The sequence below is a fragment of the Pseudomonas sp. OV546 genome, assembly GCF_900116845.1.
Classification (GTDB): domain Bacteria; phylum Pseudomonadota; class Gammaproteobacteria; order Pseudomonadales; family Pseudomonadaceae; genus Aquipseudomonas; species Aquipseudomonas petroselini.
Window position 1 is genome coordinate 23,675 of record NZ_FPCE01000018.1, and the last position, 12,910, is coordinate 36,584.

Sequence of the window (12,910 nt, forward strand, 5' to 3'; positions counted from 1 at the left end):
CTGTCAGGGCGGGCGGGATCTTGCTCGAAAACAGTGCGCAGCGGCATACGTCAAATGACGTACCCCGTTACGTCAGGCTGCGTATACCCGCACCGGTCCACTGCCGCCATGCTGGACCCCTCATTGCAGAGGAGTCGCCCCATGGCACCACGATTGATCCGCTCCACACCGCTGTTGGCCCTGTCATTGCTGGCGGCCGCTCTGTTCAGCCAGGGCGTGCTGGCCGATAACGAAGGCCTCGCCGTGACCCCGACCGAAGTCACCGTCGGCCAGTTGCACTCCGCCACCGGCACCATGGCGATTTCCGAAACCGGTTCGATCCAGGCCGAACGCTTGGCCATCGAACAGATCAACGCCTCAGGCGGGATCCTCGGACGGCAGATCAAGGTGATCCAGGAAGACGGCGCCTCCGACTGGCCGACCTTCGCCGAAAAAGCCAAGAAGCTGCTGGTCAACGACAAGGTCGCCGCCGTGTTCGGCTGCTGGACCTCGGCCTCGCGCAAAGCCGTGCTGCCGATCTTCGAAAAGGAAAACGGCCTGCTCTACTACCCGACCTTCTATGAAGGCCTGGAACAGTCGAAAAACGTGATCTACACCGGGCAGGAAGCCACCCAGCAAATCCTCGCCAGCCTTGACTGGATCGCCAAGACCAAGGGCGCCAAGACCTTCTACCTGGTCGGCTCCGACTACATCTGGCCGCGCACCTCGATGAAGATCGCGCGCAAGCACATCGAAAACGTCCTGCACGGCACCGTGGTCGGCGAAGACTACTACCCGCTGGGTAACACCCAGTTCGGTTCGCTGATCAACAAGGTCAAGCTGAAAAAGCCTGATGTGGTGTTTGCGGCGGTGGTGGGTGGTTCCAACGTGGCGTTCTACAAACAACTCAACGCGGCGGGCGTGAATTCGGCCAAGCAGACCCTGCTGACCCTGTCGGTCACCGAGGACGAACTGCTCGGCATCGGCGGTGAAAACATGGCCGGTTTCTATGCCTCGATGAAGTACTTCCAGAGTCTGGATAACCCGAACAACAAAGCCTTCGTCGAGGCCTTCAAGGCCAAATACGGCAAGGACGCAGTGATCGGCGATGTGACCCAGGCGGCCTATCTGGGGCCGTGGCTGTGGAAAGCGGCGGTGGAGAAGGCCGGCAGTTTCGACGTGGATAAAGTGGTGGCCGCGTCGCCTGGCATCGAGCTGAAAACCGCGCCGGAAGGCTACGTGAAGATTCACGAGAACCATCACTTATGGAGCAAGTCGCGCATCGGCGAAGTGCAGCCCAACGGCCAGTTCAAGGTGATCTACGAGTCGGATCTGATCGAGCCGAATCCGTTCCCCAAAGGCTATCAATAACCCTGGTCTTGGCGCTGAGCTAAATGTGGGAGCGGGCTTGCTCGCGAACGAGGTGGATCAGTCAATACACCTGTGAATGACACTGCGCATTCGCGAGCAAGCCCGCTCCCACATAAAGCAGACGCAGATTGCAATTCAACCTGGCTCTCAGGAGACCATCATCATGGAATGGCTATCGGAATTTGGAGCCATCGCGGCGATGCAGGGGTTCAACGGTTTGTCCGTGTTCTGCGTGCTGTTGCTGATGGCATTGGGGCTGGCGATCATCTTTGGCCAGATGGGGGTGATCAACATGGCCCACGGTGAGTTCCTGACCATCGGCGCCTACACCACGTATGTGTGTTCCAGCCTCACGGCGCACTTTGCACCGAGCTTCCAACCCTATTACTTCTTCTTCGCCATTGCCCTGTCATTCCTCGTCGCCGGCGCCATCGGCTGGCTGGTGGAATGGGCGATGATCAGCCGCTTGTACAAGCGCCCGCTGGACACTTTGCTCGCCACCTGGGGGCTGTCGCTGGTGATGCAGCAGACCTTCCGCTCAGTGTTCGGCGCCCGCGAGGTCAGCGCTGAACCACCGGCCTGGCTGATGGGCTCGGTGAATTTCACCGATGCCATCGAGATCCCGCGCAATGGCCTGTTCATGATGGCCCTGACCCTGCTGCTCACCGCCGCGATCTTCCTGATGCTCTACCGCTCGCGTTGGGGCCTGCAGGTGCGCGCCACGGTGCAGAACCGCCTGATGAGCCGCGCGGTGGGCATCAATACGCGCAAGGTCGACCGCATGACCTTCGCCTTGGGCTGCGGCGTCGCCGGGGTGGCCGGCGCGGCGTTCACCACCATCGGCTCCACCGGGCCGACGGCGGGCTCGCAGTACATCGTCGACACCTTCCTGGTGGTGGTCTTCGGCGGCGCGCAGAGTCTGTTCGGCACCATCGCTTCGGCCTTCGTGATTGCCCAGACCCAATCGCTGTCGGAGTTCTTCCTCAGTGGCTCGATGGCCAAGGTACTCACCTTGTCCTCGGTGATTCTGATCCTGATGCTGCGCCCGCAAGGGTTGTTCTCCATCAAAGTGCGCAAGTAGAGGCGAGCGGATGAAGGCTTTAGACAAGCTGCTGGGCGGCCAGCAAAACCTGATCGGCATCGTGTTGCTGGCGCTGTTGATCCTGGTGGTATTCCCCCTGACCCTGGATGCGTTCCGCCTGAACATGGTCGGCAAATACCTGACCTACGCGTTTGTCGCGGTGGGCCTGGTGTTGTGCTGGGGCTATGGCGGCATTCTCAGCCTGGGGCAGGGCGTGTTCTTTGGCGTCGGCGGCTACTGCATGGCAATGTTCCTCAAGCTTGAGGCCTCGGACCCGGAAAGCACCAAGATCCAGTCCACACCGGGCATTCCGGACTTCATGGATTGGAACCAGATCACCGAGCTGCCGTGGTTGTGGCAGCCGTTCCACAGTTTCAGCTTCACCTTGGCGGCCGTGATTGCGGTGCCGGTGCTGCTGGCGTTCATCATCGGTATGGCGCTGTTCAAGCGGCGCGTGGGCGATGTGTATTTCTCCATCGTCACCCAGGCGATTGCGCTGATCCTCACGGTGCTGATCGTCGGCCAGCAAGGCCTGACCGGTGGCGTCAACGGCATCACCGACCTCAAGACCCTGCTTGGCTGGGACCTGCGCACCGACAGCGCGAAGATGATCCTGTACTTCATCAACGCCGGGTTGCTGTTCGGCTGCATCTTCATTGGCCGGTTCATCCTTGCTTCCAAGCTCGGCCGGTTGCTGATGGCGATGCGCGACAAGGAAGAACGCGTGCGTTTCTCCGGGTATGACGTGGCCAGCTTCAAGATCTTCGTGTTCTGCGTGGCCGCCGCGTTCTCGGCGATTGGCGGGGCGATGTTTGCCTTGCAGGTGGGCTTTATGTCGCCGTCGTTCGTGGGCATCGTGCCGTCGATCGAGATGGTGATCTTCGCGGCGGTAGGCGGGCGCATGTCACTGCTCGGTGCGGTGTATGGCGCGTTGCTGGTGAACTACGGCAAGACCTACTTTTCCGAGTCCTTCCCCGAGTTGTGGTTGTACCTCATGGGCGGGCTGTTTATCGCCGTGGTGATGTACTTCCCCAACGGCCTCGCCGGTTTGTGGGACAGCCATGGGCGTCAGGCGCTGGCGAGAATGTTGCGGCGTAAACCTGTAGCGGCGACCCCGGTGAACGCACCGTTAACACCCAAGGCCACAAGCAAAATCCTGGAGACCCAGCCATGACCGCCGTCGGCTTTGAAATGAAAAAACCGGTGCTGGCCATCGAAGGCCTCACCGTGTCGTTCGACGGCTTCAAGGCGGTCGACAACCTCAACCTGTATATCGACCGCAATGAAGTGCGCGTGGTGATCGGCCCTAACGGCGCCGGCAAGACCACCGTGCTTGACCTGATCTGCGGCAAAACCCGCGCCACCAGCGGCAGCATCCAGTTCGACGGCCAGGAACTGACGAAAATGCGCGAGTACAACATTGTGCGTGCCGGCGTGGGCCGTAAGTTCCAGAACCCGTCGATCTACGAAAACCTCACGGTGTTCGAGAACCTGGAGATGTCTTACCCGGCCGGTCGCAAGGTATGGGGCGCTCTGTTTTTCAAGCGCAATGCCCAGGTGATCGCACGGGTGGAGGAGGTGGCGCGGGAGATCTTTCTCGGCGACCTGCTGCAACAACAGGCCGACCTGCTGTCCCACGGCCAGAAGCAGTGGCTGGAGATCGGCATGCTACTGATGCAGGACCCCGAGTTGCTGATGCTCGATGAACCGGTGGCTGGCATGAGCGTCAATGAGCGCGCGCAAACCGCCGAGCTGCTCAACCGCATCAGCCAGGGCCGTTCGGTGCTGGTGATCGAGCACGACATGGAGTTCGTCAAAAGCATCGCCCACAAGGTCACGGTGCTGCACCAGGGCAAGGTGCTGGCCGAGGGCAGCATGGCGTCGGTGCAAAGCAACCCGAAAGTCATCGAAGTGTATTTGGGCCACTGAGGAGCCGCGCATGTTCAAGATCGACCAGTTGGCCTGCGGCTACGGGCAGAGCCAGATTCTCCATGACTTGGACCTGAACGTCGCCAAGCGCGAGATTGTCGCGGTGATGGGCCGCAACGGCATGGGTAAAACCACGCTGTTCAAGAGCCTGATGGGCATCCTGCCGCAGTGGAAGGGCCAAGTCAGCGTGGATGGGCAGGATGTCTCGGCGCTGGAAACCCATGAACGGGTCGCGCGGGGGATCGCCTATGTGCCCCAGGGCCGCATGATTTTCCCGAGTATGACCGTGCTGGAAAATATTCAGACCGGCTTGCCGGCATCGGCACGCGGCAAGGTGCCGGAAGACTTGTATGCGCTGTTTCCGGTGCTCCACGACATGCAGTCGCGAAAGGGCGGTAACCTGTCCGGCGGGCAGCAACAACAACTGGCGATAGCCCGGGCGCTGGCGACCAACCCCAAGGTGCTGTTGTTGGATGAGCCGACAGAGGGCATCCAACCGTCGATCATCAAGGACATTGCCCGCACGCTGAAGGAAATCCGTAACGTGCGCGATTTGACCATTGTGGTGTCGGAGCAGGTGCTGTCGTTTACCCTGGAAATCGCGGACCGTTTTCTGGTGATCGAGAAGGGGCGGTTTGTGATTGAAGAGACCCGCGACCGAGTGGATGAGGCGATCATCAGCCGGTACTTATCGGTGTGAATGCAGGTTGGTCTGCCGCCTCGTAAGTGCTGTTTTTTACCGATGTTCCACTGGAACCGTTGCTCTTTGTGTGGCCACAGATGGGTGTCGACAAAGTGTCCAGCCGAGCGTTGGTCGGCTGTGATGCATCTACTCCCTGAGGTGTTGCCATGGTAAATACTCAATACGGTCAAAATTATCCACTCAGTTTCAATCGGCCTGATCTTGACGGGCAACCCACCTCGCGGGAGGACAAATACAAGCACACTTCAAATTTGGATCTGGTGAAGACGTTTGGGAATAACTTTGACTACTTCGTCAATACCAAGACCGGCTTTGTGGACCAGGCCAAACTCCGTGAAGTGGCGGCTCGTCCGCTGACGGGTAATTCCGTCGACGACAATATGACGCTATTGGCAGGCGAAATCCTGAATCGCCCGGACGTGAACCGTAAGTTGGATAAGTTGAATGAGCGCGGTATACACGACGGTCTTGTTGACCGTGAAAACGTTGAACAGCTCGTTGATTACTACACGAGCGATGACGCGTCTGCCGGCCAGCAGTCCAGGGCCGGAGAGCCGAGCACTGCACCGTCATTTTCGCAGGCTTACCCTGCGCAATATGAGCGTCCCGTTAATAACGTCGGAGCGTTTAACCCGCCTGCGATGAATCATTCACCCGGGGACTATCGCGCGCCCTCAAATACCACGGTTGCACGGGATTTTGCCGATAGCTTCAGTTACTTCCAGGGACCGTCCGGCTTTGTCACACGTGCAGTCCTTGAGGACGCTGCCAACCGCCCATTGACCGGTCACCCGGTGCACGACCGCATGACAATGCTGGCCAACGAGATTCTCAGCCGTCCTGAAATGAGTCATTTGCTTGATGCAATCAACCATGACGGCCTTGAAGACGGGCTGATCAGCCAGGGGGACGCGAACAGGGTGGTTGATTACTACCAAACCCAAGAGGCACCCTCCATGCAGAGCGGGGCCGGAAGGTACACCGGTTCCATGCAGCGCCAACGTGTTGAAAACACCTATGACGAGAACTATCGCCCCCAGGCATTCGGCAGAAATGCGCCCATTCAACCTCTTTCCTGGGGCATGTCCGCATCGTCGCAAGGCGAAGGCATGAGCCCGCAGAATACTGAGGTCGCTAATGCGTTCAAAGGAACCAAGGACTCAGACTTGGCGAGCGAGTTGGGTAATAATCTTGATTATTTCAAACCCGACGCGAATGGAAAAATCACTCAGGGAGCGCTTCGTGAAGTCGCGGGTCAGCCCTTGACTGGCAATGCGTCGGATGACCGGATGACCCTGTTGGCCAGGGAAATCATCAGTCGGCCGGGACTCAATAGCAAACTGGATTCCGACCATGATGCTGACAAGTCCGACGGGCTTATTGGGCGCGACACTATTGAAAGGGTGTCCAGGCAGAATGCAGCGCCAAGCTATGAAAAAATGAGTGACGTTGAACTGCTTCAGGCCCTTGACGAAAAGTTCAAACAGTATTGGGGCGCGGATAACTATATCAGCTTCGATAGCTTAAAAAGTGCTGCTGCAGAGTCTCCACCGACAGACCGGTCTGGACTCGCGGCTGAACTTCTCCGGCGCCCGGGCCTGATGAAAGAAGTCGATATTGGCACTGATGGCAAAGGCGGCAGGGGCGCAGAAGATGAAAGGTTTAATTGGGTCAATGTCGACTACGTAAAAAAAGAAAAACAAGCGCAGTCGTTACGGGGTTGAGTGTGGGCCGCGACGTTCCGTGATCAGCCGGGGCTGATCATCCTTTCCGGCCGCACCTGTCGCTCATATTCTTCGGCGGTTATCAGCCCCAGTTGCACCGCCGCGTCCTTGGGTGACAGGCCCTCGTCCGCGGCTTTGCGGGTGATCTGCGCCACGCGGTCATAGCCCAGCACCGGGTTCAGCGCGGTCGCCATCAATAATGAGTGCTCCACGTTGTGCGCCAGTTGCGGGCGGTTCAGTTCCAGGCCGCCCAGCAGCTTGTGGGTGAACAGGCTGGCGCAGTCGCTGAGTACCTCGATCGAGTGCAGCAGGTTGTGGATCAGCACCGGCTTGGCCACGTTCAATTCGAAGGTGCTGGAAGCCCCCGCCAGGGTGATGGTGGTGTGGTTGCCGATCACCTGCATCGCCGCCTGCACCAGCACTTCGGCGATGGTGGGGTTGCGTTTGCCGGGCATGATCGAAGAGGTCAGGCCGTCGTCGGGCACGATCAATTCACCCAGGCCGCAGCGCGGTCCCGAGCCGAGCAGGCGGATGTCATTGGCGATCTTGGTCAGTGACACGGCGAGCACATTCAACGCCCCAGAGGCCTCTACCAAGGCATCGTGGGTGCCCATGCCTTCGAACTTGCACGGGTTGGTTTCGAAGCGTTCGCCGGTGAGTCGGCTGATTTCCTCGCAGAACGCCCGGTCAAAACCCTCCGGTGTATTCAGTCCGGTGCCCACCGCTGTCCCCCCTTGGGGCAGCAGGCGCAGGCGCGGCATGCACGCTTCGATGCGCGCGATAGCGTGCTGGATCTGCTGGGCAAACGCGCCAAACGCCTGGCCTTGGCTCATGGGCACCGCATCCATCAGGTGGGTGCGGCCGATTTTAAGCACCTCCCGCCAGGCGTCGGCCTTGTTACTGAGCTCATCACGCAGATGGCCCAGCACCGGCAGCAGGCGGCCGCGCAGTTCCAGCACGGTGGTCAGGTGCATCACCGTGGGGAAGCTGTCGTTGGACGACTGCGAGCGGTTTACATGGTCGTTGGGGTGCACCGGCGACTTGCTGCCCAGTTCGCCGCCGAGCGCGAGGTTGGCGCAGTTGGCGATCACCTCGTTGGCGTTCATGTTGGTCTGGGTGCCGGAGCCGGTTTGCCAGATCGACAGCGGGAAGTGCTGGTCAAGGTCGCCCTTGGCCAGTGCTTCGGCGGCCTGTTCGATCGCTTGCGCCAGGGCCGGCGCCAGTACGCCGAGGCGTGCATTGGCACGCGCGCACGCACGTTTTTGTTGGCCAAAGGCGCGGATCAGGCTGGCGGGGAACGGCTGTTTACCGCCGAAGACCTCCAGCGCCCGTTGGGTTTGCGCACCCCAGTAGCGGTCGGCCGGTATGGACACGGGGCCGAACGCGTCATGTTCGATTCGCAGCGTCGTCATCAAGAGGCTCCGTTAAAGCGCAGCGCCGGCAGCACGCCCGAGCACGCGTTGGTATTCATCCTGGGCGGTCTGCTGGGAGAACTCCCCGGACCATTTCGACACCACCACCGTCGCGACGCTGTTGCCGATGGTGTTGCAGGTGGCAATGGCCATCGACATGAAGCGGTACACGCCGAACAGCAGCGCCAGGCCTTCCGCCGGCAGCACGCCGATGGCCGTGACGGTCGCGGCGAACACCACGAAGCTGCCACCCGACACCGCCGCCGCGCCTTTGGAGGTCACCAGCATGATCGCGATGATGCCCAGCTGTTGTTCCCAGCTCAGCGGCACCCCGTAGGCATTGGCGATAAACAGCACGCACAGCGACATGTAGATCGAGGTGCCGTCGAGGTTGAACGCATAGCCGGTGGGCAGCACCAGGCCGACGCTCTGTTTGGAACAGCCGAATTTCTCGAGTTTTTGCAGCAGGCGCGGCAGGGCGCTTTCCGACGAGGCGGTGCCGAGCACGATGAAGATTTCATCCTTGATATAGGTGAGGAAGCGCCACAGGCTGAAGCCACTCAACCGGCATACGGCGCCGAGCACCACAAAGATAAAGAATGCGATGCCGACGTAGAACATCAACACCAGGTTGGCCAGGGACATCAGCACTGCCGTGCCATTGCTGCCCACCGCGTAAGCCACCGAACCGAAGGCACCCAGGGGCGCGAACTTCATGATCAGGTTGATGAACTCGAAGAAGCACTCGGAGATGCGGTTCAGGCCGTCTTCGATCACTTCGCGGCGTTCGGGCTTCAACGCCAGCAGGGCGAAGCCGAACAACACCGAGATCACCAGTACTTGCAGCAACTGGCCGCCGGCGAAGGCACCGACGAAATTGTCCGGGAAGATGCCGTAGATAAAGTCCAGGGTCGACGCAGGCGCATGCCCCTTGGCCACGGCGGCCCTCGCGGCGGCCGCGGCGGCGCTGCTCGGGTGGGCGTCGTGCATGCCGGAGCCGATCTGCAACAGGTTGCCCCACAACAGGCCGATGGCCAGGGCAAGGGTGGAGACCACTTCGAAGTAGATCAACGCGCGCAAGCCGACCTTACCGACGCGCTTGATATCGCCGGCCGAGGCGATGCCGTGGACCACGGTGAAAAACACCAGCGGCGCGACGGCGGTCTTGATCAGCTTGAGGAAGATATCGCCAAGGATCTTGAAACTGGCGGCCAGCTCGGGAGCGAGAAAGCCGAAGGCGATGCCGAGGAACATGGCGGCGACGACCTGGAAGGTCAGGTCCTTGTAGAGCGGTTTTTTTGCGGGGGTGGATGACATGTCTGTGATCTCATTGTTGTTATGGGCACATGTTAATAGGGGGCTCTGCCCTGCTTTTTGTAGTGAGCGGGCTTGCCCCGCGCGAGGCAAGTTCGCTCACGACAAAAGCCTGGCCAACTCAGCGTTTGACTGAGCCGGGGCGCGCCAGCGCGATGTCCACCATCTGCGGCGCGAGCCCCAGGTAGTTGGCCGGGTCGGTCAGGCGTTGCAGTTCGGCCAGGTCCAGTTGCGCGGTGGCTTCACCCTGGGCGAGCAGGGCGTCGAGCAAGCTGGTGCCCTGGTCGTTGGCCATGCGGCACGCGGCATACACCACGTCATGGGCCACCTGGCGGCCAAGGGCCGGGGCGAGGCCCATCATCACGGCTTCGGCGACGATCAGGCCCTGGGTCATGTCGAGGTTCTTGCGCATGCGCTCGGGGCGCACCTCCAGGCCGGCGAGCATAAAGGTCGCCTGGCCGAGGGACGCGGCGCTGAGGGCGAAGGCTTCGGGAATGGCGATCCACTCCGCCTGCCACGGCCCGGTGGAGCGTTCGAAGTCCTGGATCATCGCGTCGAGCATCAGCCCGGCGTGTTGGCGCACGCCCTTGGCGGCGGCGTACATCAGCTCGCAGGAAATCGGGTTGCGCTTTTGCGGCATGGTGCTGCTGGCGCCACGGCCCTTGACGAACGGCTCGTACACTTCGCCCAGCTCGCTGGTCATCATCATCATGATGTCGAGTGCGATCTTGCCCAGGGAACCGGTGACCAGCCCGAGGAAGTTCAGGGTCTCGGCCAGCCCGTCGCGGGCCACGTGCCAGGTGGCCTGCGGTACGCCCAGGCCGAGTTCGCTCATCAACGCTTCCTGGACTTCCAGGCCTTTGTCGCCGAGGGAAGCGAGGGTGCCCGCAGCCCCGGCGAACTGGCCGATTTCGACGCGTGGGCGCAGTTCCACCAAGCGCTCGGCGTGGCGGTCGAACATGCTCAGCCACACCGCGCACTTGTAGCCGAAGGTGATCGGCAGCGCGTGCTGCAAGTGCGTGCGACCGGCCATGGGGGTGTCGCGATAACGCTCGGCCAGGCCGGCGAGCAGCCCGCGCACGGTCTGGATATCGCGCTCGACGATGGCCAGTGCGGCGCGTACTTGCAGGACCACGGCGGTGTCCATGATGTCCTGCGTGGTGGCGCCCCAATGCACGTAGCGGCCCGCTTCACCACAGATCGTCGACAGTTGCTCAACCAGCGGCAGGATCGGGTAACCGACGATCTCCGTTTCGTGCTGCATCAGCGCCAGGTCCAGGGCTTCGTACTGCGACAGCGCGGCGATCTGCTCGGCCGCGTCGGCCGGGATCACGCCGCAACGTGCTTCGGCGCGGGCCAGGGCCACTTCCACTTCGATGTAGCGTTCGATCAGGGCTTTATCGGAGAACACGCCGCGCATTTCGGCGGTGCCGAACATGTCGCGGAACAGGGCGGAATCAAAAACGGTACTCGACATGGGAAAATCCTAATTGTTATTTTCAAACCATACATATTTAATATGTCCGTACATTATGATTGCGCCTGTGCTGATACACTGTCAACTCGATAACGAGGGTAAAAATGGAAAGCGTGAGCCAGAGGCGTTATGCGGCGGTTGCCAAGGATTTGATCGACCGGATTGGCAGCGGCCATTACCCGGTGGGTTCGTTGTTGCCGACTGAGTTCGAACTCTGCTCGCTGTATGCGGTGAGCCGACACACCGTGCGCGCGGCCATTGACCAGTTGCAGGGGCAGGGCATGGTCTCGCGGCGCAAGCGCGTGGGCACGCGCGTCGAAGCGGCGTCGCCCCAGGGGGGATACTCCCAGGCGATGGCGTCGGTGGCCGACCTCGTGCAAGTGGCCGAAACCCATATCCGCGATATCCAGGCGGTGCGCGAGTTCGTCGCCGACATCGCCCTGGCCCGGCGCCTGGGGCTGGAACCGGGCGGGCATTACTTCTGCGTGTCGAGCATCAAGGTCGATGCCGGCGCCGGCAACGCGCCGTTGTGCTGGACCGACGTGTATGCCGAGCAGACTTTTGCCGAGGTGATTCCCGAAGCACGCAAGCACCCGGGTGAACTGATCGCGGCACTGATCGGCAAGGCCTTCTCGCGGCACATCGATGTGGTCGACCAGCAGGTGCGCCCGGTACAGTTATCGCCCGAATTGGCCGCCAGCCTCAAGGCGCAGAGCGGTGCGCTGGGGCTGACCATCATCCGCCAGTACCGCGATGAGGACGGCGTGCTGATCGCCGTATCGGAATCGGTCTACCCCGCCGACCGTTTCACCCTGACCATGCAGATGAAACGCGACAAACACTAGGCCACGTTGAAAAACGCCACCTTGGTGCTCAAGCGATCCGCCAGCTCCGCCAGTTCGTGATTGGAATTTTCCACCTGCTCGGAGCGCGCCGCCGATTGCACGGTGGAGCTGTGGATGCGCGTGACGTTCTGTGCAACCTCTTCAGCCGCCGCGCTTTGCTGCACGGAAACACTGGCGATCTGCGCGTTCATCGCATTGATCGCGCCGACTTCCTGGCTGATCTTGCCCAGCGCCAACTGAGAGTCGCGGGTCTGCGTCACGGTGGCCTGGGCCAGGCTGCGGCTGCGTTGCATGATGTCGGCGGCGTCCTGGGTGCCGCTTTGCAGCTTGCCGATCATGTCGCGGATTTCCTGGGTGGACTCCTGGGTGCGCGTCGCCAGGGAGCGCACTTCATCGGCCACCACCGCAAACCCTCGGCCATGTTCACCGGCACGCGCGGCCTCAATCGCCGCGTTCAGCGCCAACAGGTTGGTCTGGGCGGCGATGGCGTTGATCACTTCGATCACGGTTTCGATGTTTTCACTGTCGCTGGACACCTGGTTGACCCGAAGGGTGGCCTGGTCGAGGATCGTCGCCAATTCTTCGATGGACACGGTCACTTCGCCCACCAAGCGGTGGCCGCTGTCCACTTCGGCGTCGGCCAGGATAGTCGCCTTGGAGGCGGCGGAAGCGTAGCCCGAGACCTCGCTGACCGAGGCGGCCATTTGCGTGATCGCGGCCGCCACGTGCTGGGCTTCGCTGGTCTGCAGGTTGATCTGCTGGCGGTTATCGCTGGCCACTGACAGCAGGGTGACCGAGGAATGGCGCAGGGCCTGGGCTGCCGAGCGCACTTCGCTGATGGTGTCGCTCAGGCGTGCCAGGGCGTTTTTCAGGATGCCCATCACGCTGTCGGGGTAGCGGGTTTCGATGCGCTGGTTCAGCTCGCCATCGGCCAGGCGGCGGATCGCCTCGGCGACTTCCTCCGGCTCTGCGCCAAGGGTGGCCTTGACCTTGCGGATAATCAGCAGTGACACCAGCACGCTCAAGATAATCGCGACGGCGCTGGCCAGCACCATCAGCACGGCAAAGGTGCCTG

At 61.2% G+C, this 12,910-nt stretch carries 11 protein-coding genes; 7 read left to right on the top strand and 4 right to left on the bottom strand.

The genetic code is table 11. From position 1 onward, the window contains the following. Positions 1–141: 141 nt before the first annotated feature. The 6 genes from urtA to BM403_RS28380 all read left to right on the top strand — a co-directional run bounded on the left by urtA (position 142) and on the right by BM403_RS28380 (position 6,787). Positions 142–1,350 carry an urea ABC transporter substrate-binding protein gene (gene urtA, locus BM403_RS28355; RefSeq protein WP_010211081.1) on the top strand — a complete coding sequence of 403 codons (1,209 nt, stop codon included), beginning with the start codon at positions 142–144 and terminating at the stop codon, positions 1,348–1,350. A 163-nt stretch (positions 1,351–1,513) separates the two neighbouring features. Then, positions 1,514–2,431: an urea ABC transporter permease subunit UrtB gene (gene urtB / locus BM403_RS28360; protein WP_069023195.1), complete on the top strand. Its 918-nt coding sequence runs from the start codon at positions 1,514–1,516 to the stop codon at positions 2,429–2,431. A gap of 10 nt (positions 2,432–2,441) precedes the next feature. Continuing rightward, positions 2,442–3,605 carry an urea ABC transporter permease subunit UrtC gene (urtC, locus tag BM403_RS28365; RefSeq protein WP_021493284.1) on the top strand — a complete coding sequence of 388 codons (1,164 nt, stop codon included), beginning with the start codon at positions 2,442–2,444 and terminating at the stop codon, positions 3,603–3,605. After that, the gene (urtD, locus tag BM403_RS28370) at positions 3,602–4,360 is read left to right on the top strand and encodes an urea ABC transporter ATP-binding protein UrtD (protein WP_046036246.1); all 759 of its coding nucleotides are present in this window, start codon (positions 3,602–3,604) and stop codon (positions 4,358–4,360) included. Before urtC ends, urtD begins: the two co-directional genes overlap by 4 nt. 10 nt (positions 4,361–4,370) lie before the next feature. After that, positions 4,371–5,060 carry an urea ABC transporter ATP-binding subunit UrtE gene (urtE, locus tag BM403_RS28375; RefSeq protein WP_046036247.1) on the top strand — a complete coding sequence of 230 codons (690 nt, stop codon included), beginning with the start codon at positions 4,371–4,373 and terminating at the stop codon, positions 5,058–5,060. Positions 5,061–5,209: 149 nt separating this feature from the next. After that, positions 5,210–6,787 carry a hypothetical protein gene (locus BM403_RS28380; protein ID WP_093546259.1) on the top strand — a complete coding sequence of 526 codons (1,578 nt, stop codon included), beginning with the start codon at positions 5,210–5,212 and terminating at the stop codon, positions 6,785–6,787. A 23-nt stretch (positions 6,788–6,810) separates the two neighbouring features. Here the strand turns inward: BM403_RS28380 and BM403_RS28385 are convergent, their stop codons facing one another. The 3 genes from BM403_RS28385 to BM403_RS28395 all read right to left on the bottom strand — a co-directional run bounded on the left by BM403_RS28385 (position 6,811) and on the right by BM403_RS28395 (position 10,990). Further along, positions 6,811–8,199, bottom strand: a complete 1,389-nt coding sequence (locus BM403_RS28385; RefSeq protein ID WP_046036249.1) for a class II fumarate hydratase — start codon at positions 8,197–8,199, stop codon at positions 6,811–6,813. 12 nt (positions 8,200–8,211) lie between these two features. Further along, positions 8,212–9,516 (bottom strand): cation:dicarboxylate symporter family transporter, encoded by a 1,305-nt coding sequence (locus tag BM403_RS28390; protein WP_046036250.1) that lies wholly within the window; start codon positions 9,514–9,516, stop codon positions 8,212–8,214. A 118-nt stretch (positions 9,517–9,634) separates the two neighbouring features. Next, positions 9,635–10,990 (bottom strand): class-II fumarase/aspartase family protein, encoded by a 1,356-nt coding sequence (locus BM403_RS28395; RefSeq protein ID WP_093546262.1) that lies wholly within the window; start codon positions 10,988–10,990, stop codon positions 9,635–9,637. 113 nt (positions 10,991–11,103) lie between these two features. Here BM403_RS28395 and BM403_RS28400 point away from each other — a divergent pair, with 113 nt between their 5' ends. Continuing rightward, positions 11,104–11,835 carry a GntR family transcriptional regulator gene (locus BM403_RS28400; protein ID WP_175538115.1) on the top strand — a complete coding sequence of 244 codons (732 nt, stop codon included), beginning with the start codon at positions 11,104–11,106 and terminating at the stop codon, positions 11,833–11,835. Here the strand turns inward: BM403_RS28400 and BM403_RS32705 are convergent. After that, a complete protein-coding gene (locus tag BM403_RS32705; protein ID WP_371914034.1) occupies positions 11,832–12,890 on the bottom strand; it encodes a methyl-accepting chemotaxis protein in 1,059 nt (352 codons plus the stop codon). The genes BM403_RS28400 and BM403_RS32705 overlap by 4 nt on opposite strands. Positions 12,891–12,910: the final 20 nt, after the last annotated feature.

Excerpts from the sequence above, each read along its gene's own strand:
- urtA (WP_010211081.1), top strand. The coding sequence starts at position 142 with ATGGCACCACGATTGATCCGCTCCACACCGCTGTTGGCCCTGTCATTG.
- urtB (WP_069023195.1), top strand. The coding sequence starts at position 1,514 with ATGGAATGGCTATCGGAATTTGGAGCCATCGCGGCGATGCAGGGGTTC.
- urtC (WP_021493284.1), top strand. The coding sequence starts at position 2,442 with ATGAAGGCTTTAGACAAGCTGCTGGGCGGCCAGCAAAACCTGATCGGC.
- urtD (WP_046036246.1), top strand. The coding sequence starts at position 3,602 with ATGACCGCCGTCGGCTTTGAAATGAAAAAACCGGTGCTGGCCATCGAA.
- urtE (WP_046036247.1), top strand. The coding sequence starts at position 4,371 with ATGTTCAAGATCGACCAGTTGGCCTGCGGCTACGGGCAGAGCCAGATT.
- BM403_RS28380 (WP_093546259.1), top strand. The coding sequence starts at position 5,210 with ATGGTAAATACTCAATACGGTCAAAATTATCCACTCAGTTTCAATCGG.
- BM403_RS28385 (WP_046036249.1), bottom strand. The coding sequence starts at position 8,199 with ATGACGACGCTGCGAATCGAACATGACGCGTTCGGCCCCGTGTCCATA.
- BM403_RS28390 (WP_046036250.1), bottom strand. The coding sequence starts at position 9,516 with ATGTCATCCACCCCCGCAAAAAAACCGCTCTACAAGGACCTGACCTTC.
- BM403_RS28395 (WP_093546262.1), bottom strand. The coding sequence starts at position 10,990 with ATGTCGAGTACCGTTTTTGATTCCGCCCTGTTCCGCGACATGTTCGGC.
- BM403_RS32705 (WP_371914034.1), bottom strand. The coding sequence starts at position 12,890 with ATGGTGCTGGCCAGCGCCGTCGCGATTATCTTGAGCGTGCTGGTGTCA.